General features: G+C 58.3%; 19 protein-coding genes and 1 tRNA gene. 7 read left to right on the top strand and 13 right to left on the bottom strand.

Going from position 1 to position 21,202, the window contains the following annotated elements; all coding sequences use genetic code 11:
- Positions 1 to 22 precede the first annotated feature (22 nt).
- The 4 genes from metA (at position 23) to ACR0KX_RS06540 (ending at position 3,502) form a co-directional block, all read left to right on the top strand.
- Positions 23 to 940 carry a homoserine O-acetyltransferase MetA gene (gene metA, locus ACR0KX_RS06555; protein ID WP_170451156.1) on the top strand — a complete coding sequence of 306 codons (918 nt, stop codon included), beginning with the start codon at positions 23 to 25 and terminating at the stop codon, positions 938 to 940.
- Positions 930 to 1,883, top strand: coding sequence for an alpha/beta fold hydrolase (locus ACR0KX_RS06550; RefSeq protein ID WP_480625942.1), 954 nt, complete (start codon positions 930 to 932; stop codon positions 1,881 to 1,883). The genes metA and ACR0KX_RS06550 overlap by 11 nt, the downstream gene beginning before the upstream one ends.
- Before the next feature lie 49 nt (positions 1,884 to 1,932).
- Complete coding sequence (gene ppk2 / locus ACR0KX_RS06545; protein WP_170451160.1) at positions 1,933 to 2,802, top strand: polyphosphate kinase 2; 870 nt, start codon at positions 1,933 to 1,935, stop codon at positions 2,800 to 2,802.
- 85 nt (positions 2,803 to 2,887) lie between these two features.
- The gene (locus ACR0KX_RS06540; protein ID WP_170451162.1) at positions 2,888 to 3,502 is read left to right on the top strand and encodes a TetR/AcrR family transcriptional regulator; all 615 of its coding nucleotides are present in this window, start codon (positions 2,888 to 2,890) and stop codon (positions 3,500 to 3,502) included.
- 6 nt (positions 3,503 to 3,508) lie between these two features.
- On the opposite strand, the gene ACR0KX_RS06535 is transcribed toward ACR0KX_RS06540, so the two are convergent.
- The 13 genes from ACR0KX_RS06535 to pyrH all read right to left on the bottom strand — a co-directional run bounded on the left by ACR0KX_RS06535 (position 3,509) and on the right by pyrH (position 17,003).
- Positions 3,509 to 4,567, bottom strand: a complete 1,059-nt coding sequence (locus tag ACR0KX_RS06535) for an adenylate/guanylate cyclase domain-containing protein (RefSeq protein ID WP_170621713.1) — start codon at positions 4,565 to 4,567, stop codon at positions 3,509 to 3,511.
- Positions 4,564 to 4,932, bottom strand: coding sequence for a group I truncated hemoglobin (locus tag ACR0KX_RS06530; protein ID WP_170451166.1), 369 nt, complete (start codon positions 4,930 to 4,932; stop codon positions 4,564 to 4,566). The genes ACR0KX_RS06535 and ACR0KX_RS06530 overlap by 4 nt, the downstream gene beginning before the upstream one ends.
- Before the next feature lie 145 nt (positions 4,933 to 5,077).
- On the bottom strand, positions 5,078 to 5,944 hold the full coding sequence (locus tag ACR0KX_RS06525) for an urea carboxylase-associated family protein (protein WP_480708113.1): 867 nt from the start codon (positions 5,942 to 5,944) through the stop codon (positions 5,078 to 5,080).
- Between the two features lie 114 nt (positions 5,945 to 6,058).
- Positions 6,059 to 6,649: a YrbL family protein gene (locus tag ACR0KX_RS06520; protein ID WP_170621712.1), complete on the bottom strand. Its 591-nt coding sequence runs from the start codon at positions 6,647 to 6,649 to the stop codon at positions 6,059 to 6,061.
- A gap of 253 nt (positions 6,650 to 6,902) precedes the next feature.
- Positions 6,903 to 6,992 (bottom strand) — tRNA-Ser (locus ACR0KX_RS06515).
- A gap of 113 nt (positions 6,993 to 7,105) precedes the next feature.
- Entirely contained in the window at positions 7,106 to 9,541 is a 2,436-nt protein-coding gene (locus tag ACR0KX_RS06510) for a DUF3772 domain-containing protein (protein WP_170621711.1), read from the bottom strand.
- Positions 9,541 to 10,575: a cysteine synthase A gene (locus ACR0KX_RS06505; RefSeq protein ID WP_480708111.1), complete on the bottom strand. Its 1,035-nt coding sequence runs from the start codon at positions 10,573 to 10,575 to the stop codon at positions 9,541 to 9,543. The genes ACR0KX_RS06510 and ACR0KX_RS06505 overlap by 1 nt, the downstream gene beginning before the upstream one ends.
- Positions 10,576 to 10,643: 68 nt before the next feature.
- Complete coding sequence (locus ACR0KX_RS06500) at positions 10,644 to 11,759, bottom strand: NUDIX domain-containing protein (protein ID WP_170621709.1); 1,116 nt, start codon at positions 11,757 to 11,759, stop codon at positions 10,644 to 10,646.
- 32 nt (positions 11,760 to 11,791) lie between these two features.
- Positions 11,792 to 12,232, bottom strand: a complete 441-nt coding sequence (locus ACR0KX_RS06495; RefSeq protein ID WP_170451176.1) for a TrgA family protein — start codon at positions 12,230 to 12,232, stop codon at positions 11,792 to 11,794.
- A gap of 16 nt (positions 12,233 to 12,248) precedes the next feature.
- Complete coding sequence (locus tag ACR0KX_RS06490; RefSeq protein WP_170734621.1) at positions 12,249 to 13,457, bottom strand: SAM-dependent methyltransferase; 1,209 nt, start codon at positions 13,455 to 13,457, stop codon at positions 12,249 to 12,251.
- Positions 13,458 to 13,526: 69 nt separating this feature from the next.
- Positions 13,527 to 14,951, bottom strand: a complete 1,425-nt coding sequence (locus ACR0KX_RS06485) for a cryptochrome/photolyase family protein (protein WP_480708109.1) — start codon at positions 14,949 to 14,951, stop codon at positions 13,527 to 13,529.
- A 48-nt stretch (positions 14,952 to 14,999) separates the two neighbouring features.
- Positions 15,000 to 16,226: an aminotransferase class V-fold PLP-dependent enzyme gene (locus tag ACR0KX_RS06480; RefSeq protein WP_480708107.1), complete on the bottom strand. Its 1,227-nt coding sequence runs from the start codon at positions 16,224 to 16,226 to the stop codon at positions 15,000 to 15,002.
- A 39-nt stretch (positions 16,227 to 16,265) separates the two neighbouring features.
- Positions 16,266 to 17,003, bottom strand: coding sequence for a UMP kinase (pyrH, locus tag ACR0KX_RS06475; protein ID WP_480582223.1), 738 nt, complete (start codon positions 17,001 to 17,003; stop codon positions 16,266 to 16,268).
- Between the two features lie 101 nt (positions 17,004 to 17,104).
- On the opposite strand from pyrH, the gene miaA reads away from it, so the two are divergent.
- From miaA to ACR0KX_RS06460, 3 genes are all read left to right on the top strand, one after another.
- Complete coding sequence (gene miaA / locus ACR0KX_RS06470) at positions 17,105 to 17,998, top strand: tRNA (adenosine(37)-N6)-dimethylallyltransferase MiaA (RefSeq protein WP_170621706.1); 894 nt, start codon at positions 17,105 to 17,107, stop codon at positions 17,996 to 17,998.
- A gap of 358 nt (positions 17,999 to 18,356) precedes the next feature.
- Positions 18,357 to 20,027: an ABC transporter substrate-binding protein gene (locus ACR0KX_RS06465; RefSeq protein WP_480708105.1), complete on the top strand. Its 1,671-nt coding sequence runs from the start codon at positions 18,357 to 18,359 to the stop codon at positions 20,025 to 20,027.
- A gap of 122 nt (positions 20,028 to 20,149) precedes the next feature.
- A complete protein-coding gene (locus tag ACR0KX_RS06460; protein ID WP_480708103.1) occupies positions 20,150 to 21,196 on the top strand; it encodes an ABC transporter permease in 1,047 nt (348 codons plus the stop codon).
- Positions 21,197 to 21,202: the final 6 nt, after the last annotated feature.

Raw genomic sequence — 21,202 nt, 5'->3', positions numbered from 1 at the left:
AAACCCAAAAAAGCCTGAACCGATGCCGATCAAGATCCCCTCAGACCTGCCCGCCTTTGACGTCCTGACCAAGGAAGGCGTCATGGTCATGGCCGAGGATCAGGCAATGCGTCAGGATATCCGCCCCCTGAAGATCGGGTTGCTGAATCTGATGCCCAAGAAGATTCAGACGGAAAATCAGTTCGCACGTCTGATCGGTGCAACGCCGCTGCAAATCGATCTGTCCCTGATCCGCATGACCGAGCATCGGACTAAGAACACCGCAGCCGAACATATGGCCGAGTTCTATCGCCCCTTTCAGGAGGTCAAGGACCAGAAGTTCGATGGCCTGATCATCACCGGCGCTCCGATTGAACATCTGGAATTTCCGGACGTTACCTATTGGGACGAGATCAGCGAAGTTTTCGAGTGGACCCAGACCAACGTGCATTCCACCTTCGGCGTCTGTTGGGGCGGGATGGCGATGATCAACCATTTCCACGGCGTCAAAAAGCACATGCTGGATGCCAAAGCGTTTGGCTGTTTCCGACACCGGAACCTGAACGCGGCGTCTCCGTTCCTGCGCGGCTTCTCGGATGATTGCGTCATTCCGGTCAGCCGCTGGACCGAAATGAAACAGGCCGAGATTGACGGCGCACCGGGGCTGAACACCCTGCTGGGCAGCGACGATGTGGGCCCCTGTCTGGTCGAGGATCCGGGGCATCGTGCGCTCTATATCTTCAACCATTTTGAGTATGACAGCGATACGTTGAAGCAGGAATATGATCGGGACGTGGCCAATGGCACGCCGATAAACGTGCCGATGAACTACTACCCCGATGACGACCCGACCCGGACGCCGCAAAACCGCTGGCGCAGCCACGCGCATCTTTTGTACGGCAACTGGATCAACGAGATTTACCAGACCACACCTTTCGACATGGACGAAATTGGCCGTTAAGCTTCTGATATCATTCGCCGTACTCGTTCTTGGCTTTGCCGCATTCACCGCGTGGCGCAGCGCCCAGATCGAAACACGGGCCGAGGCTGCCTTTCCACCGGAAGGTCAGATTTTAGATGTCGATGGGATCGCAGTCCACGCTGTCGTGATGGGCGAAGGCCCCGATGTGGTACTGATCCACGGGTCCAGCGGAAACACGCGCGACATGACCTTTGCGTTGGCGCCAATCCTTGCCCAGACCTACCGTGTCATCGTGTTTGATCGTCCGGGGCTGGGCTATTCCGCCAGTTTCAATCCTGACGGAGAAACCATCACCGAACAGGCTGACATCCTGCAGAAGGCTGCCGCTCAGCTAGGGGCTGATAAACCCATCGTCGCTGGCCAAAGCTATGGCGGATCCGTCTCGCTTGCCTGGGCCGTAACGCGGCCCGACAATATCTCGGCCCTTGTTCTGATCGCCCCCGCGGCCATCCCGTGGGAGACGCCGCTTGATGGGTTCAACCGCCTCGCCTCGACCCCGGTCGGGAACACGCTCGCACTGCCCCTGATCACCTCTTACGTGCCGGGTTGGTATGTCGAACAGGCGATGGACAAGGTCTTCGCCCCGCAGACGGCCCCCGAAGGATATGCCGCGCATTTCGGGCCGGAACTGACGATGCGCCGGGCCTCGATGCACGCCAATGCCAAACAACGCGCCAACCTGCTGGACGAAGTCGCCACGTTGCAACCCCGCTATGCCGAGATTTCGGTGCCGACGGAAATCCTGCACGGCACCGCCGACGACACCGTGGGGCTTGAGTGGCACTCGCACCGCCTGATCGAACAGATACCGGGGGCAGAGCTGATCGAACTGCCCGGCATCGGCCACATGCCGCAGGTCGTGGCTGCCGAGGAAGTGGCCGCCGCAATAGATCGGGCCGCGCAGCGTGCGGGTTTGCGTTAGGCAGGCACCTAATCCATAGTAAGAAATGGATTTTATTGCGAGGTGATGCATGGCCCGGTCCGAAAAAGGTTCCATCGATAACTACTTCCGCAAAGGCGCGCCGAAGGATGTGCGCGACCTGATCAAAAAGGCAAAAAAGGGCGAGATCCTGAACCCGACCTACCCCTATGCGGAAAAGATGAAGTCCAAGGACTATGAGGCGCAGATTGAGGCGTTGCAGATCGAACTGGTCAAAATGCAATCCTGGGTCAAAGAGACCGGTCAGCGGGTTGCAATCATCTTCGAAGGCCGCGATGCGGCGGGCAAAGGCGGCACGATCAAACGCTTTCGCGAAAACCTGAACCCGCGCGGCGCACGCAATGTGGCACTGGCCAAACCGTCCGACGCCGAACGCAGCCAGTGGTATTTCCAGCGTTATATCCAACATCTGCCCACGGCTGGGGAAATCGTGTTCTTCGACCGCAGCTGGTACAATCGCGGTGTGGTTGAAAACGTTTTTGGCTTTTGCGAGCCTGAACAACGCGAACGTTTCTTTCGTCAGGTTCTGCCGCTGGAAACCGGGCTGGTGAATGACGGTATCCACCTGTTCAAGTTCTGGCTGAATGTCGGGCGCGCCGAACAGCTGAACCGGTTCCTCGCGCGAGAAACCGACCCGCTGAAGCAATGGAAACTCAGCCCCATTGATGTGGCGGGATTGAACAAATGGGACGAATACACTCAGTCGATCTCGGAGACTTTGACCCGATCCCATACCGAGCATTGCCCCTGGACCATCGTCCGATCAGACGACAAGAAACGCGCCCGCATCGCAGCGATTCAGACGGTTCTTGGCGCGCTGGACTATGATGAAAAAGACAAGGGCGCGGTGGGCAAAATCGACCCAAAGATCTGCGGCGGGCCAGAGATTTGGGACGCGTAGGCACGCAGCACCAAGTGATGGACGCTCAGACACAGGTGGACTATGTCTTTGCTTCCCAAGGAATGAAAACTGACCTGAGGCCAGGATGACGAAACGCGGTTACCACCATGGAAACCTGAAACAAGCCCTGATTGAGGCTGCGTTGTCCCTGATCGAGGAAAAAGGCCCAACGGGGTTCACTCTGTCCGAGGCGGCGAAGACGGCCGGGGTCACGCCAGCGGCTGTTTATCGGCACTACCACGGGCGTGAAGATCTGATTGCAGAAGCTGCCAAGCAAGGCTTCGAGATGTTTGCCGACCTGATGCAGTACGCCTATGACAAAGGCCAGCCCTCGGCCCTTGCCGCGTTCGAGGCGACGGGCCGCGCCTATCTGGCTTTTGCCCGCAAACATCCCGGCCACTATATCGCGATGTTCGAAAGCGGCGTGTCTCTGAACCGCACGCCCGAGCTGTCTCTGGCGGCCAATCGTGCCAAGAACGTGTTGGAAAAGGCCGCAGCCGATCTGTCGCAACATATTCCACCGGAAAAGCGCCCGCCTGCCTCGATGTTCAGCGCACATATCTGGGCGATGAGCCATGGGGTTGTCGAACTCTACGCCCGCAACACGGGCGCAACGTCGCCCTTCCCGCCCGAGGACCTGCTGGAAAGTGGTATCGGTATCTATCTGCGTGGATTGGGGTTGGTGCCGCAGGACGACTGAACCGGTTCAGACCCGCTGACTGTTTTGCGGTACGCTCAGGCCAGAGGTGACATTGATCAGGTTCATCTGCCCCATGCCCTTTATGTCGACAAGACCGATATCCGAGACCTGAAATTCGTCGATCAGGGCGTATTTCATTTCCTCCGGCGCGACGATATTCATCGGGTTTGCAAAGACTTGCAGACGCGCGGCGGTGTTCACCGCTGGACCAAAGACGTCATAGACGTATTTCTGGATACCCACGACCGACCCGACCGCAGCCCCCATGCCCAACCCGACACGTGCCTGCCATTTATGGGGGTGGCTTTCATTGCGGCGTTCGAGATAGCGCAGAAACCGCACGGCACAATGGGCCACGGCGGTTGCGTGATCCGGCGTCGCATCGGGCATGCCCGAAACGGCCAGATAGGCGTCACCGATCGTCTTGATCCTCTCGCATCCGAACTGTTCTACGATCCGGTCAAAGGCTGTGAAGATGTCGTTCAACTCGCTCAGCGTCACTGTCGGATCGGTTTTCGCGGCAAAGTCGGTGAAGCCGACAAAATCCAACATCACGACCGAGACCTGATCGTACAATTGCGGGGTCACAACACCAAAGGTCTTGAACTCTTCGTACACCGCGCGCGGCATCACGTTCAGCAGCAGACGTTCGACCCGTTCCTTTTCGCGCTCCAACTCTCGGGTGTTGCGTTCCACCATGGTCGAGTAGCTGTCGATCATGCTTTCAAGTTCGCGAATGCGCGTGATGTTCTGGCATTCGATGATCAGAACCTGCTCGGACAGGCCATTGGCCAATGACACTGTGACCGCAAAGATCAAGGTCCGGCGTCTGGGCTTGATCTGCAACTCGACCGAGTAGCGCAGGCCAGACTGTTTGACGTCATCCAACTCTCTCAGATCAAGATCGGGCACCAGATCCAGCAGCGTTTGACCGTCCTCTGGTTTGCCGAACCATTCGGCGAAAGAGCCATTGTGAAAGACAAACTCCAGATCCTCGGCCCGCACCACGGCCACGCCGACGCCAATAGCGCGCAACAGTTGCTCGTTGATGGCATGGATGCTCATGCAGCGTCCCGGGCGACGATGATCGACCGTTTTCCTTCAATCGCGCCAAGGGCTGTCTTGATGTCGGGCTCTGACATACCGTGCATTTCCAGCGCCTCGCCGAACAACACGGCCATAGCGTCGAAGTCCTCATGGCTGATGTTGAGATGGCGGTGAACCGCCTCGATCCTGTCGTCACTGAAAGCAGCAGGCCCCCCGATCAGAGAGGAAACGAATTTGGTTTGATGGTCGATCAGGCGCGGCATATCGATATCTTCGAAATAGTCGCCGATCTCGTCGGAATCCAATGCCATTTCGTAGAAGGACATCACCACCCGGCTGATCGTTTTAAACCCACCGTATTTCTCATAAAGCGTCTGTGTCACACCAATACCCGGGCGTTACCAATTGAATAACGCCACAAGACTATAACAAATTCCGATTTTTGTTAACGTTTATCAGACTTAAGGGTCTATTCGCCTGTTGTGAGGCTGTTTTTTTAACCCGGAAAGCGCCGCGAAAGGTCCAACCTCAATCCGTTCCATGGGTGCGGCTATAGGCCGAAACGGCCGGCGGTTCATGCGCAGCACGGGCTGTTTCACCGGGGTCGTAGACCTCGATCAACAATGGGTAGCAAGCGGCGGTGTCCGAGGAATGCTCGGACGAACAATCCCCGCCCGGGCAGGCCGACAGACCGACGATCAGATCGATCTCGGCGTAAAACTCAAGGTAATCTCCCGGACGCACCGGGCTGGCCTTCATGAAATACTGACCGGTGTCCCGCGTGAATCCGGTGCACATGAAAACGTTCAACACGTCATGCACGTGCATCTCGGCCTCGTGCAGCGGCAGACTGCAATGCCGGGACAAGGCGCGTGTCAGATTGGAATGGCAGCAATAGTGGTAGTCATCACCAGACAACAGACGACCGGTATACGGGTCACAGCGCGTCCCGATAACATCGTGGACCGAGCCGCCGAACTCATCGAATCCATACCAGTCCAGAGTGTCGTCAATGATGGTCGCCATCGGGCGCATGGCAGGGAAACTCGACCACATCCGGTCTCCGGTCGACAGATGCGTGCCATGCAACGCGCGGGTTTTTCCGGAATAGAACCGCTCGGCCAGATCGTGCTTGTTCCACAGGTTCAGATCGCCGACCTGAGACCCCTGCACCGACACAATGCGGAAAAACGCGCCTGCGGGGACGTCGATACACGCCGCATCCCGAGGGGCCGCAGTGACCTCGGCGGATTTGACGGCTGCGTTGCGCAGGGCACGCAGCCCGGTCAGGTCCGGCGGGTCCAGCGTGTCTGGCGGATAGCAGATGACGGGTTCAATGGCCTTGCGCTGAGACGCATCTGCAGGTGGCGTGGAGTTCGGGATTTCAAGTTTCACGGCGCACCTCTTGGAGAAAGACAATCAAATTGACGAACTCTGTAAGGGATAGAGCAAATCAGGCCGAACCGCCAAGGCCCGGAATCACAAATGCGCACCCCTTTCCGACACGCGTCAGCGCGCCATACGCGCGCGCCGCCGGGCGATTGATTGTCGAAAGGCCCAATCGCTGAACACGGTCAACGGGAACAGAACCCGCTCACCCAGCCCATCGATCACAACAAGCCGACCGCCGCGTTCCTGCGCGCGGACGATGTTTGCGGCCCACAGGTCGCCCACAATGATACGACCGCGCTCCAGATCGTCCAAAAGCTCCAGTAGTTCGGCCTTCAGCTTTTGCTGAACCTCGGGTTTATCCTTTGCCGCCACCATTTCAGCGTGCAGCGAGGGCGCGAGATCTCCGTCCGGCCCGGTCATTTTTTCAACCACAATGGCCGGTCCCCGAGAGGTCGGCGCATAGCCCATGAACCGCGCCAGACGCTCAATCTCGGGACACCCACGATTCAGGGCCGCCAGATATTCATTCGCCTCACGCGCCCACTGTCGCAGATTTCCGTACCGCCACTCGGCATAGCGCGGAATGAGATGGTTGCGCTTTGGCTCATCAACCCGAACCTTCAACAAGGCGTTTTCCAGTTCAGGATGTTGGAATATCTCGTAATTCTGGCTTTTGCGCAGCGGCGCATTACCGTCCAGCTCAATCATTTTGTTTTTTGTCCTGTCTGCCGATATGCAGAATTGTCCGCTTGAGGCGAATATAATCCCGTCATCAATTCGTTACAATGCAAGCAGTTGGCGCACCGGCGCTCACAGCTTGGAAATTGGACGGTGAGTTGGGTGAAAGTGGCGGAAACGAAGGAACTTTGTACGAACCTCACAAGCTCTCATCGTTCCTTGGGAACGACTGCCGCTCAGCGCTTTGATCAGAAGATGGTTGGCCTTTCTCGCGAAAGTCCTGTGGCGGAGAGACAGGGATTCGAACCCTGGAGACGGTTTCCCGCCTACACACTTTCCAGGCGTGCGCCTTCGACCACTCGGCCACCTCTCCGTGACGGCGATATTTGGACCAATGCCGGTGGATTTGCAAGGGCCGAATTCAGGGAAAGTGAACGGTTTCAAACAAATCCGTGACGTCGAAATCCGATGTCTTCTATGGACGGATCAAAGCTCATCCCCGGCGTCAGGATCCAGATCCGCCTCGGTCATTTGGATCGGCGCAGACGTCGCCTTTTTCGGGGCCTCGGGTTCTTTCTCAGGCGGCTCGGACGGGCCTTGAGGCGCCGGGTGCAGAACTTCGGGGTTGCGCAGCCAAAGATCACGCTGCGCAAACGGGATCTCGATCCCGGCCTCGGCAAAGCGGCGGTTGATTTCGTGGTTCATGTCGGATTTCACCGACAGCACCCAGTTCACGTCGCGCAGGATGGCCCGGATTTCGAAATCCAGCGAATCCGCGCCAAAGCCCTGGAACACCACGCTGGGCGCAGGGTTCGCCAGAACCATCGGATGGGCATTTGCGATCTCACCCAGAATCGTTTCGACTTGTTGCGTGTCTGTGCCATAGGCCACGCCTACCGGCACGATCACCCGCCCGATGGTATTGCCCCGCGTATAGTTCGTAACCACGCCGCTGATCAGGTCCGAGTTCGGAACGATCACATCTGTTCGGTCGAAGGTCTCAATCGTCGTGGACCGGACCGAGATATCGCGCACGTAGCCCATCATCCCGTTCACATCGATCCAATCCCCCTTCGAGATCGGACGCTCGACCAGCAGGATAATGCCCGACACGAAATTCGACACGATGGTTTGCAGACCAAATCCAATCCCGACAGACAGCGCCCCGGCCACAATCGCAAGCGAGGACAGATCGAACCCGGCCACCATGATCGCGATCAGCGCAGCGATGGTGATCCCGACATAGCCGGACCCGGCCACAATCGCGTTCTGGCCGCCGGGATCAATTTTTGTTTTGGGCAACAAAGAGTTGCGCAACCCGCTTTGAACCAGCCGCGTCACCGTATAGCCGATGGCAAATACGGCCACAAAGGTCAGGAAATTGCTGGGTGAAATTGTGACGCCACCGATGTCGAAACCCAGCAGAATGCGCGTCCAGACTTCGATCAGATCAGTCTCGCGCGCGCCCCAGTAGATGGCCAGAACAGGCACCGACAGGATCGCAAGCGCAAACCCCAGCAGCACCGAAAACAACGAGTCGCGCGCGGCGTCGCCCTGCCCCGTTATCCAACCGTAAACCGTTGTCAGGAAGCGCTGCGCGATCACCAGCGCCGCAATCAGGATCAGCGTTTTAACAGCAGGGAAAACGATGGCCTCGGCTGCATTCGTATAGCCGAACATCGCCAGAACTGGCGTCGCGATGCCAAGCAGGAACAGAACGCGACGAAGCAGCTCGATCAGTTGGCTCAGGCTTGCGCCCCGGGTTGACGCGTTTGGATCGACCTCATCCTGTTGGACGTCATTGGTCCGGATATGGCGCACCCGCAGCAGAAGCAACGCGGTCATGACAACAACCGGGAAGCTGACAACAGCCCGCGTCGCGTCCGAGATATTTTCGATCTGATCGAACAGAATGGCCAGTTCGTGCAAAATCAGCATGATGGCCAGCAGATCCAGATAGACCCGCAATTCCTTGATTTTGTTTGCCGACAGGCGGCGGAAATTCTGCGCCTCTCCGATCAGATAGATCTGCCGACCGATCCAATCGTAGAAGAAAATGATCGCTGCCCAATACGGAACGCTTTGCAACAGAAACGTGCCGCGCAAGCCCAGCACCCCGGTCAGCGTGATCGCCTGTACGGCGGCCCAGACACCCAACCAGGGCAGAGCAATGCGGAACAGCGAGACGACAAAGGTCCAGACCCCGGTGCCTCCACCGCCCAGTTTACGCAGGTAGTCCCCGCCTCTTTCCGACCAATAACGCCCAAAGATCAGCAGAACCGCCGAGGCAACCATCAACAGAAAAATGCCCAGACCGCGCTCGCGGATTTGTTCGCGGACGGAATCTGTACGCAGGTTCTTGGCGGTCTCGTTGAACAGGCTGCGGGTGGCTTCGGTCACATCTGCCCAGGCCGGCCGCCAATAGATCGGGTTGATCGGGGACGGGCCACGCTGCAACAGCTCTTTTTTCTGGCGGTCCCGGATGATCCGGTCAATCTCGCTGATCAACCCGTTGGCCCTGCTATAGGCCTCTTCCGAGATGATCCGGGGGACGCGCAGGCTGTTGAGTTGTTCGTCCAGATGCGCGCGCAACATCGCCAGTTGTTCTGGTTCTTCGGCATCACCTTCCGGCTTGGGACCTAGCGCCTTGATCTGGCCTTCTAATGTCTGAATGCGGTCAGTGTTTGCCCCGCGCGCCTGATTAAAGTCCTCGCGGTAATTGTTTATTTCAGAACGTAGATTTTCTAACGCAGCATTCGAGGCCCTGTTGGCCTCGATCACCGTTTCGGCCCGGTCCGCCGTCTTGATCCAGCCCTGATAGTATTCGCTCTGCCGGTCGGTCAGTTGCGCGGTGGCCGCGCCGACAAACCCGAACAGACACAGGGCAACCAGAACAAGGCACAGGCGGACCTGCTGCAGCATCATACGTCCTCGAACACGCCCGGAATGCTGCGGGGTGCTTCGGTCATCCAATCCGGTACCGGCAGTTCTTTTTCACGCAGGAATTCCGGGTTGAACAGCTTGGACTGATAGCGCGTGCCATAGTCGCACAGGATGGTCACGATAGTATGGCCGGGGCCCAGATCCTTGGCCAGACGCACCGCGCCCGCCATGTTGATCGCGGTTGAACCGCCCATAACCAGACCTTCCTCGCGCAGCAGATCGAAGATCAGGGGCAGCGCCTCATTGTCGGTCATCTGGTACGAAAAGTCCGGCTTGAAGCCTTCCAGGTTCTTGGTGATGCGCACCTGTCCGATGCCTTCGGCGATCGAGCTGCCCTCCATCGCGATCTCACCGGTGGTGTAGTAGGAGTAAAGCCCTGCCCCCATCGGATCGACCAGGCCGATCTTCACACCTTTGGGCTGCAAAGCGTCGGCCACACCGGCCAGCGTTCCGCCTGAACCTACGGCACAGACAAAACCGTCCACCTTTCCATCGGTCTGTTCCCAAATCTCGGGGCCGGTGGTTTCCACATGGGCCTGACGGTTGGCGATATTGTCGAACTGGTTGGCCCAGATCGCGCCATTGGGTTCGGTTTGCGCCAGTTCCTCGGCCAGACGGCGCGAGTAATGCACAAAGTTGTTTGGGTTGCGATACGGCGCCGCCGGAACCTGAACCAGTTGCGCGCCGGCAAGGCGCAGCATGTCTTTCTTTTCTTCCGACTGGGTTTCCGGAATCACGATCACCGTCTTGAAGCCCATTGAGGCACCAACCAGCGCCAAGCCGATCCCGGTATTGCCCGCCGTGCCTTCGACAATGGTGCCACCGGGTTTCAACTGACCCCGCGCGACCGCATCGCGGATGATATAAAGCGCCGCGCGGTCCTTGACCGACTGTCCCGGGTTCATGAACTCGGCCTTGCCGAGGATTTCGCATCCGCTCTCTTCACTGATGCGCTTCAGCCGGATCAGCGGTGTTTTCCCGACTGCGTCGGCAAGGTCTCGTGCAATGCGCATGGCGCCCTCTTGTCGTTTGGTATCAGGGAAGATTTACAGCCGAGCCGCCGCAACCACAAGCGCGATAGTCACTGGCGCAAACGGTCCCGGTGACGGGCCAGCCAATGGGCCAGCGACAGCAAGGGCAAATCCTTGAAGGCATGGCTGTCCACAAGACTGATGAATTCCGAATACGGCAGAATTCGGGTGCGAATATCCTCGCCTTCGCTGTCCAATCCGCCTGCGTCGGTCGTTTCGGTCAAAGCTCCAAGACCGACATACAGATAGACATACTCGGTCGAAGACCCGCTTGAGGAATAGGCCCCACCCGCAAACTCTAGCGCATCGAGCGTGACCTGAGCCTCCTCCAACGCCTCGCGATGGGCCGCCTGTTCCGGTGTTTCGCCAGCGTCGATCATGCCCGCCACCGGCTCCCACATCCAGGGCTCGGGGTCTTCGATCAGGAAGATCGGGGGGCGGAACTGCTCGACCAGCATCACGGTGTCCTGCACCGGGTCATAGGGCAGAACCACAACCGCGCTGCCCTGCATCAGGCTGTTGCGGTTCAGAACAGGACCCATCGAACCGTCGTGCTGGCGGTGCTGTAGCTGGATTTCCTCCATGCCGAAGTAATCGACATAGGCGCGTGTATGACTGTGGACGACAACATCCGTTGCCGTATCGCGCGGATCACCCGAGCGGCGCTGCCGGGCAAACAACTTGGCCTGGGCGCGAGTCTGTATTGCCGGGATGCTGCGGGTCATCTTTTTGGCATCAACCTTGCCGAAATAGGCCATCTCCTCTTCGGCGGCCAGCGCGGTGACCTCGCCCAGTTTCTCGGCCCACCGCTCCAGCGACCAAAGACCCGCAGGCACCCAGGCACCGGGGGCCGGGAAAAACACCTGAGCGGTCGTCGTGCTGCCATCGGGTAAGGCTACGGCCAAGGGCTGCAAATCATAGTCAAACCCGCCTTCGTAATAGGCCAGTCGTGCCAGATCCTGCTTGGTCAGGTCGCGGGCCAAAAGGCCGTCGGCCTCAGCCCCCGGCATTGGCTGGATCATCGGAAAGTCCTCTCCTACCACCGCATGAACTGCATGATCCGGCAGACTGGCAGGGGTCAGCGACACATCCCCAGCGGACCGACCCAGCACGCGTTCCAGCAGTGGAACGTAGCGCAGGGTGCCGTAAAAGAACAAATCAGACACGGGTGAACAGCTTTCCTGTCGGGTTGAGGGTATCAGCGCCAGCGTCGGCTGGCGATTTCCGTGGCCAGACCGGCCAGAACCGACCCGACGGCCAGAGTGATCAGGATTTCCGGAACCAGCAGCAACCGCCCATAGTCGACACCGATCACGAAGATCGCCTTGAGCGCCTCGAACGGGCCGTCATAGCGGTTGCGCATGGCAAGGCGAAACATCTCGTAACAGCCCTGCACAAACAGCGCCCAGAACACCAGCGAGGCCACGCCGGTCAGCCCGTTGTTGATCCCGGCAGTCCAGCCGCGCCCTGCCCGTTTGCCCATGATTTTCCAGCCACATGCGACAGCGATTACAAGGTTCACCACGGTAAAATAGCCGTAATCCTTACCCTCTTCCCCGTTGTTGATAACCATGCTGGAGACCAGAAAGGCCACCACCGCAAGACAAAGGGCGGCAACTAATCGCGCGGCTGTGGGCATTTACGAATTCCGTTCCTTAACTGGGCTTTGCTATGGTGATCTGTGTCACATCGCAATTGCCCGTGTCAAAGGCCGCGCCACATGCGGTCAAATAATAATTCCACATGCGGCGGAAACGCTCATCAAACCCCATGTCAGCGATCTGATCCCACTTGGCGTTGAACGTGTCATACCAGCGGCGCAGCGTCAGGTCGTAGCTTTTGCCAAACTCTTTCGAACGCACCAGATCAAGCCCCGCCAGATCGATCTGTTGGCGCAGGATCGTGGGCGATGGCAACATGCCGCCCGGAAAGATGTATTTCTGAATGAAATCAACGCCGTTCTTGTAAAAATCCCAGCGGTGATCGCCCACGGTTATGATCTGCAACGTGGCCTGAGCGCCGGGCTTCAGACGTTCGCGCACCGTCTCGAAATAGACAGGCCAGTACTTTTGTCCTACAGCCTCGAACATCTCGATCGAGGCGATGCCGTCGTACAATCCGCGCTCGTCCCGATAATCCTGAAGCTTCAGCTCGACCATGTCGGAAAGTCCAGCTTTTTCCATACGTTGTCGCGCAAAGTTCAACTGTTCCTGACTAATGGTCAGGCCGGTGACGCGCAAACCACGCTCTTTCGCGGCATATTCGGCAAAGCCGCCCCAGCCGCATCCGATCTCAAGCACATGATCGCCGGGTTTGACGCCCATTTCGTCAATGAGGCTGGCGTATTTGGCCGTCTGCGCCTTTTCCAGGCTCTCCTGTCCGGTCTCGAACAGTGCGCTGGAATAGGTCATCGTGTCGTCAAGCCACAGGCCATAGAAGTCATTGCCCAGATCGTAGTGGTACGAGATGTTCTTCTTGGCCTGTTTCCGATTGTTGCGATGCAGCCAGAACCGCAGCCGTTCATAGGCCTGCACCAGGAACTTGCCGGTGAACCCGTCATAAACCGTTTCCGAACCGAGATGGACAAGATCCATAAAGGATCGCAGGTCGGGCGTGCTCCAATGTCCTTCCAGATAGGCGTCCGAGAACCCAAGCTCTCCTTCCCGGATAAGACGTGCAAAAACATCCGGGTCGTGGATTTCGACCGCTGCAATCGGGCCGGGTTTGGGGCCTTCTGATCGAAACACGCGACCATCCGGCAAAGTGATATCCAGCCGCCCGGACTCCATCTTGCCCAGCATCTTGAAGACTTGCGCGAAATATCTGGGCAGGTCTGTCTGCCCCTCGGTCGACGTCAGGATCATCCGCTCTCCCCTCTGCGGTGTTTGGTTCAGGCTAGGACGGCTTTTTGTTTCTGGCAAGTTTTCAGTTCCTTACTGGGTTTTTCGGCTTTCATACGCAGACAGAGCGCGCTTGCGCCCGTCAGCCAAATCCACGACCGGTGGCGGGTATGGCGTGGACGGGTTCATTCCCCAGAACCTCGGGATCGCGTCGAAATAGGCCAAGGCGGTGGCGCTTGGGTTTGCGTGCCTTTCGGCGATCCAACGCTGCAGATAATGGTTCCTAGGGTCGAACTTCTCTTGCTGCGTTTGCGGGTTGAAGATGCGAAAAAACGGGGCCGCATCCGGACCTGAACCCGCCACCCATTGCCAGCCCATCGCGTTTGAGGCCGGGTCCCAGTCGATCAGACAGTCCTCAAACCAATTCATCCCGACTTTCCAATGGGTCATCAGGTGCTTGGTCAGGTAGCTTGCGACGATCATCCGGGCACGATTGTGCATTCGACCGGTCACATACATCTCGCGCAGGCCCGCATCGACTACAGATATGCCGGTTCTGGCCTGTTTCCAGGCCAACACCTCGGGGTGGTCCGGGTCGGTATTCCATGGGAAGGCATCCCATTCGGGTCGCCAGTTGCCGGTCAGCAGGTGCGGCGTGTGATACATCAGGTGATAGGCGAACTCGCGCCAGACCAACTGCCGCAGGAAACTGTCGGTCCCGGTCGTTCCCATCAACGCGGCCTGTTGCACACGGTGCCACGCCGCCCGAGGGCCGATCTCGCCCAAGGACAAATATTCCGAGAGGTTCGAGGTGCCATCGACATCCAGCCGGTCCCGGTCTTCGGAATAGCGCGAAACGCGCTCCAAAAAGGCGTTCAGTTGGTCATAGGCCGCGTTTTCACCGGGTCGAACATGCGGGCAAACGACCCGAGCGCCCCTGTTCATAGACTTTCCCATACTCCAGTCACCCAGCGTCTCTGACACAGGCCAACGGGTGGGCGCGTTCAGGTTGGTTACTTTGGGAAATGGCTCGGGTACCTCGCGCCCCTGCACTGCGCGCCACATCGGAGTGAACACGCGGAACGGCTGCCCGGTTTTCGTGGCAACGGTCCAGGGTTCAAACAGCAGATGGCCCGCAAAGGACCTGGCTTCAACGCCATCATCGATCAGGGCCGCTTTGACTTTGATATCCCGCGCAATCGACTCTGGATCATAGGCCCGAGACCAGTAGACCTCGGTCGCGCCGGTTTCGGACACCAGTTTCTGCAACTGGTCCAACGCATCGCCGCGTCGTAGGATCAATTGGCTGCCAGCCTGACCCAGCGATTGCGTAAAGGCTTCAAGCCCCAAACCCAGACGCCATTTGGGTGCAGCGCCAAGTGTCTCGGTCAGTGAATCAAGAATGAACACCGGAATGACGGGCCGACCGGTTTGCGCGGCGGCAGACAAGGCCGGATGGTCCGACAGGCGCAAATCCCGTCGGAACCAGATAATGATTGGGGACTGTATAGATGACATGACCGCCCTGGTGTTTTCTTCGTACTACGAAACAGGGCTTTGAGTGGATCACAAAACGCGGTCAAGCGCCTCCAACAATTGATCAATTTCCTGTTGCGAGGTGTAGTGGGTGAAGCTGACCCGCAATACACCCTGCGCCGGATCGACGCCCATCGCCTGCAACGGTCGCACCGCGTAGAAATCACTGCCACCCGCCATGATGCCATATTTGGCCAACTCGGCTGCCACAGGCTCGGCCGGTTTTCCCAAGGCCAAGGCGACCGTCGGTGCACGACGCGCCGCATCAGAAGGTCCGATCAGGCGCACGGCATTGCGCGATTTGACCGCATCCAGAACCGGTTGCAGCAACGCCTCTTCATGGGCGCGCATCAGATCATGGACAAAAGCCCCCTGCGCGGCCGCGCCTGTGTCCGGTCCGCCGTGGTGCTGACACAGCAGTTCGATGTAATCCGCCATCCCTGCACTTGCCGCGATCTGCGCGTGGTCGGGTCCAGCGGGGGTAAAGCGCTTATACAGAACGTCCCCGTTGAAATAATGCGCCTGGTTCGGCAGCAGTTCCCCAAGCGTTCGCCGAATGACCATGCAGCCCTGATGCGGGCCGTAGGTCTTGTAGGCCGAGAACAAATAGATATCCGGTCCCAGATCCCCGACATTCGGCAACCCGTGCGGCGCATAAGACACGCCGTCAACGCAGACAAACGCCCCGGCGGCATGAGCAATGGCGGTGATTTCCGTCACCGGATTGATCTCACCCACCACGTTCGAGCAATGCGGAAAGCAGACAAGGCGGGTTTTCTCGTCCAGCAGATTCTCAAGGTCCTGCGGGTTCAGCGTGCCTGTCTGGGGGTCGATCTGCCATTCCCGGATTTCGATCCCCGCATCTGCCAGGCGTCGCCACGGACCGGAATTTGCCTCGTGATCCTGGTTGGTTACGACAATCGCCTCACCCGGCTTCATCCATTGCCGCACCGCCTGCGCCAGAACGTAAGTGTTTTGGGTGGTCGAGGGTCCAAAGCTCAGCTCATCAGTGTCGACGCCCAAAATGGCCGCCAGCCGCGCGCGGGCTTCGTCCATTTCAGCCCCTGCAAGCTGGCTTGCCTCAAACGGCGCATAAGGCTGCACCTTGCGCTGGGTGTAGAACCGCGTCAGCCGGTCGATCACCGGCTTGCACGTACATGACCCGCCCGCATTTTCGAAAAAAGCCTGCCCTTTCAATCTGGGCTCGGAGAAGGCCGGGAACTGAGCCCGAACGAAATCGATATCCAAAGACGTCATGGCCGGTCCCCTTCCCCAATTGCTTTCAAAAGCGCCGCGTCAGCCCTGAACCTTGGTATAGGTTCCCTCACCCGCCAGAATGCCGCGGAAACCTCCGGGCTCATCAAGGCCGAACACAATCAGCGGCAGGTTGTTGTCCCGCGCCAGCGCAATGGCCGAGGCGTCCATGACCCGCAGCCGCTTGGCCAGCACATCATCATAAGAGACGGTGTCGTAGCGTACCGCATCGGCGTGCTCTTTCGGGTCCTTATCATACACGCCATCAACGCCGTTCTTGCCCATGAAGATCGCCTGACAGGCCATTTCGTTGGCGCGCAGGGTGGCGGCGGTATCGGTTGTGAAATACGGGTTGCCGGTTCCGGCGGCAAAGATGCAGACCCGCTTTTTCTCCAGATGCCGCACGGCACGGCGGCGGATATAGGGCTCGCACACCTCATCCATGCGAATGGCCGAGATCACGCGGGTGAACACCCCAATCTCTTCCAGTGCCGACTGCATCCCCAGCGCGTTCATCACGGTGGCCAGCATTCCCATATAGTCAGCGGTGGTCCGCTCCATCCCCTGTGCCGATCCGCTGAGGCCGCGAAAGATGTTGCCCCCGCCGATCACCATGCAAATCTCGACACCCAGATCATGAACCGATTTCACCTCTTGCGCGATGCGTTGCACGGTTGGCGGGTGAAGTCCGAATCCCTGATCCCCCATCAGCGCCTCGCCTGAGATTTTCAGCATGACGCGGTTATACTTGGGTTTCGTTGTTTCGGGTGATGGGGTCAGGCTCATATTGCGCTCCGGGCTGGCACGGGTTTATTTGCGGCGCAAAATGAAGCAAAAGTTCCGCAGGTTCAATGCGGATGCTTAGGAAGAAGGCGACCCTGATGGCGGACCGACCCGCAACACGAATTTGGGACCGGTTGCCGCCTATCGAGGATGGCAAGCCCGTGCTAATCGCGGGCCCGACCGCATCCGGCAAATCGGACCTGGCTTTGCAGATCGCCGAAACCTTTGGTGGGGTCATCGTTAACGCCGATGCCAGTCAGGTTTACGACTGCTGGCAAGTGATCTCGGCCAGACCGTCGCCGCAGGACGAGGCGCGTGCACCGCACAAGCTGTATGGCCATGTCGCCTATGATCAGAGCTATTCAACCGGCCACTGGCTGCGTGAGGCTGTGCCCCTGCTGACCGCTGGGGAACGCCCGATCATCGTCGGCGGCACCGGGTTGTATTTCACCGCCTTGACCGAAGGGATGGCCGAGATCCCGGCCACCCCCACCGAAGTTCGGCAGATCGCGGATCAGATGTCCCTGCCGGATCTGATCGACGGCGTGGACACTCAAACGCTTAGCCGATTGGACATAAACAACCGCGCCCGCGTCCAACGCGCGTGGGAGGTTCAGGCCGCGACGGGTCGCAGCCTTCAATCCTGGCAATCGGATACGCCACCACCTGCATTGAAGCTGGAGGACTGCGTTCCGATCATCTTTGATGTGGACAAAACGTGGCTGCTGGATCGGATCTCACGCCGATTTGATCAGATGGTAAAGACAGGTGCCTTGGACGAGATTGCAGCCATGCGCGACCGGTATGATCCGTCACTGCCCGCTTTCAAGGCCATCGGCGTGCCCGAACTGATGTCTTATCTGGACGGTGAAATGACACTGGACGAGGCTCGTGAACGAGCCACGATTTCGACGCGCCAATTCGCAAAACGCCAGCGCACGTGGTTTCGCGCGCGCATGAAACGCTGGGCAAATGTGGATTTCTCCAAGTAACAACATGGTAAGATTACGACGCGGGCCCCTTCCCTTAAGAAAACTTAATCCTTGTCAATGTTACGCAAGGAATCGATGCGCGATCCCCTAAAAACAGGCGGAAATACTACGAATTTCGTGACAGACCGGCGCAACCTGTTACCGAAAACATCCCGAACACAAGACCGGCCAATGTCGTTTTTGTGCCTCGAATGACGATTTCGAACATTGACGCGTTCCAAATTCTGGTGCCGAATACGCCCATGGGGATGCAGAGAATCCAAAAAACAAATCCCGTAGATTTACCCGTCGGCGCGAACTGCGCCGGGTAAGCTGGTTCATCAAATCAAAAAAACTGTTACTCAGGGAGATAGAGTAAATGTCAGATCGAACACCAACCGGAGCATCGGTTCATTGGGCAGCAGAGATGCACGCCCAGGAATGCCGCGACGGTAAACTCAGCCGACGCGAGTTTATGGCCCGCGCCACCGCGCTGGGCGTTGCAGTGCCCACGGCTTATGGCCTGATCGGCTTGCAAGCACCGGCAGCCGCACAGGAACCGCCGCGTGGCGGCACCATCCGCTATCAGATGGAAGTGCGCGCGCTGAAAGATCCGCGCACCTTCGACTGGACACAGATTGCCACCTTCACCGCAGGCTGGCTGGAATATCTGGTCGAATATAACAATGACGGCTCGTTCAAGCCCATGCTGCTGGAAAGCTGGGAGGCCAATGACGACGCCACCGAATACACTCTGAACGTTCGCAAGGGTGTTAAGTGGAACAACGGCGACGATTTCACTGCCGAAGATGTTGCCCGCAATATCACCGGCTGGTGCGACTCGGCGGTCGAAGGCAACTCGATGGCGTCGCGGATGGCGTCCCTGGTTGACGAAAGCACCCAGAAAGCAGCCGACGGTGCGATCACCGTGGTTGACACGCACACCGTAAAGCTGAAGTGCAACGCGCCGGACATCACCATCATTCCGGGCATGGCTGACTATCCGGCGGCCATTGTTCACAGCAGCCACGACCCCGACAACATGTTGGGCAACCCGATCGGAACCGGCTTTATGCTGCCCGAAAGCCACGAAGTCGGCGTCAAAGGCGTTCTGGTGCGCAACGAAGGCTTCGACTGGTGGGGTTATGAAGCCGGAAAAGGCGGCTATATCGACCGGATCGAGTTCATCGACTACGGCACCGACCCTGCCGCCTTCCTGGCTGCATACGAAGCCGAAGAAATCGACATGAACTGGGAATCGGTCGGTGAATTTGTCGACATCTTTGACGGCATCGGCCTGACCCGCTCGGAAATCCCGTCGGGCTTTACCATCGTCATTCGTCCGAACCAACTGGCCGAAGACGCCGATGGCAACAAGATCTACGGCGACAAACGCGTGCGTCAGGCGCTGGCGATGGCCGTGGACAACGAAGTGTGTCTGGAGCTTGGTATGTCCGGCTACGGCATCGCTGCGGACAACTGCCATGTCGGTCCGATGCACCCGGAACATGATTCAGCGGTCACTCGTATTCCCTATGATCCTGCAAAGGCCAAAGCCCTTATGGACGAGGCCGGCATGGGCGACTTCGAGCATGAAGTTCAGTCCATCGACGATGATTGGCGCCGGAACACAACCGCAGCGGTGGTTGCCCAGTTGAATGACGCCGGGATCAAGGCCAAGCACACCGTGCTGCCCGGTTCGACATTCTGGAACGACTGGACCAAATACGCCTATTCGTCGACCAACTGGAACCACCGTCCGCTTGGAACTCAGATCCTGGCTCTGGCCTACAAGTCGGGTGTGGCGTGGAACGAATCCGGTTTCGCAAACGAAGAGTTCGACACGCTGCTGGCCGAGGCCAACTCGATCGCCGATGTAGACCGCCGTCGCGAAGTAATGGGCAAGCTGCAGGCGATCATGATCGAAGAAGGCGTTGTGATCCAACCTTACTGGCGCACGGCCATGCGTCACCACCGCGAGAATATGGTGGGGGTTGAGAAGCATATCGCGGATCTGCCGCAACTTTATAAGTTCGGCATCCTGTCCTGAGCCAAAACTGCAATAGGCCGCGCCACAAGGGCGCGGCCTTTTCGTCCTGACGACGGCGACCAGAAAAACAGCGACGTGTGTGGCGCACAGACCAGCACGCCAGCCTACCAACAGGGGCTAACATGGGACTATTCATTCTAAGGCGCGTCGGCATCATGCTTTTGACAGCATTATGCCTGACGTTCCTGGTTTTCTTTCTGACAAACCTCTACCCGAACCTTGAAAAGCTTGCGAAGACGCAAGGCAACTTCCGCATGTCGGATGAACAGGTCGAGAGTTTCCTGGAAAAGAACGGCTATCTCCAAGCAACGCCGATCAAATACGGCGAATGGCTGGGCGTGTTACCCTCGTACCGGCACACGAATGAGGACGGCACCGTTCTGGGCCGCTGTATTCTGCCCGGTCAACCCGCGGAAGAAGCGCCCAATTTCTGCGGCATCCTGCAGGGATACTGGGGCTATTCGACGGTCTTCAAAGACGAGGTCTCGGCGGTTGTTGGAACCCGTCTGGCGCTGACTGGACGGCTGATGTTCTGGGTCATGCTGCTGATGGTCCCTTCGGCGCTGATCCTTGGCATTCTGGCTGGGATGAAAGAAGGCTCGGCCACGGACCGCACGTTGTCCACCTTTGCCATTACCACGACGGCAACGCCAGAATACGTCTCGGGCGTTATCTTCATCGCGATCTTCACCTCGTCTGCTGTTGGATTGAAATGGTTCAAGGGGACGGCAACACAGGCGATGGAGAACCCGACGTTTGAGAACTTCTTCCTGCCGGTTCTGACCATTGCGCTATACGGGATGGGCTATATCGCCCGAATGACCCGCGCTTCGATGACCGAGGTGATGACGGCGCAATACATCCGGACCGCGCGCCTGAAAGGTGTCTCGTTCCCGAACATCGTTATGAAACACGCGCTGCGCAACGCACTGATCGCGCCCTTTACCGTCATCATGCTGCAGTTCCCATGGCTGCTGAACGGCGTGGTGATCGTCGAGACCCTGTTCAACTACAAGGGGTTTGGCTGGGCGCTGGTACAGGCGGCGGGCAACAACGACATTCAGCTGTTGCTGGCGATCTCGGTCGTGTCGGTCTTTGTGGTGCTGGTGACGCAGCTGATCTCGGATATCGGCTATGTCTACCTCAACCCGCGCATCCGCATCGCATAAGGAGGG

The sequence above is a fragment of the Ruegeria sp. BG5 genome, from assembly GCF_056538425.1.
This window is presented reverse-complemented; position numbering and strand designations above follow the sequence as displayed.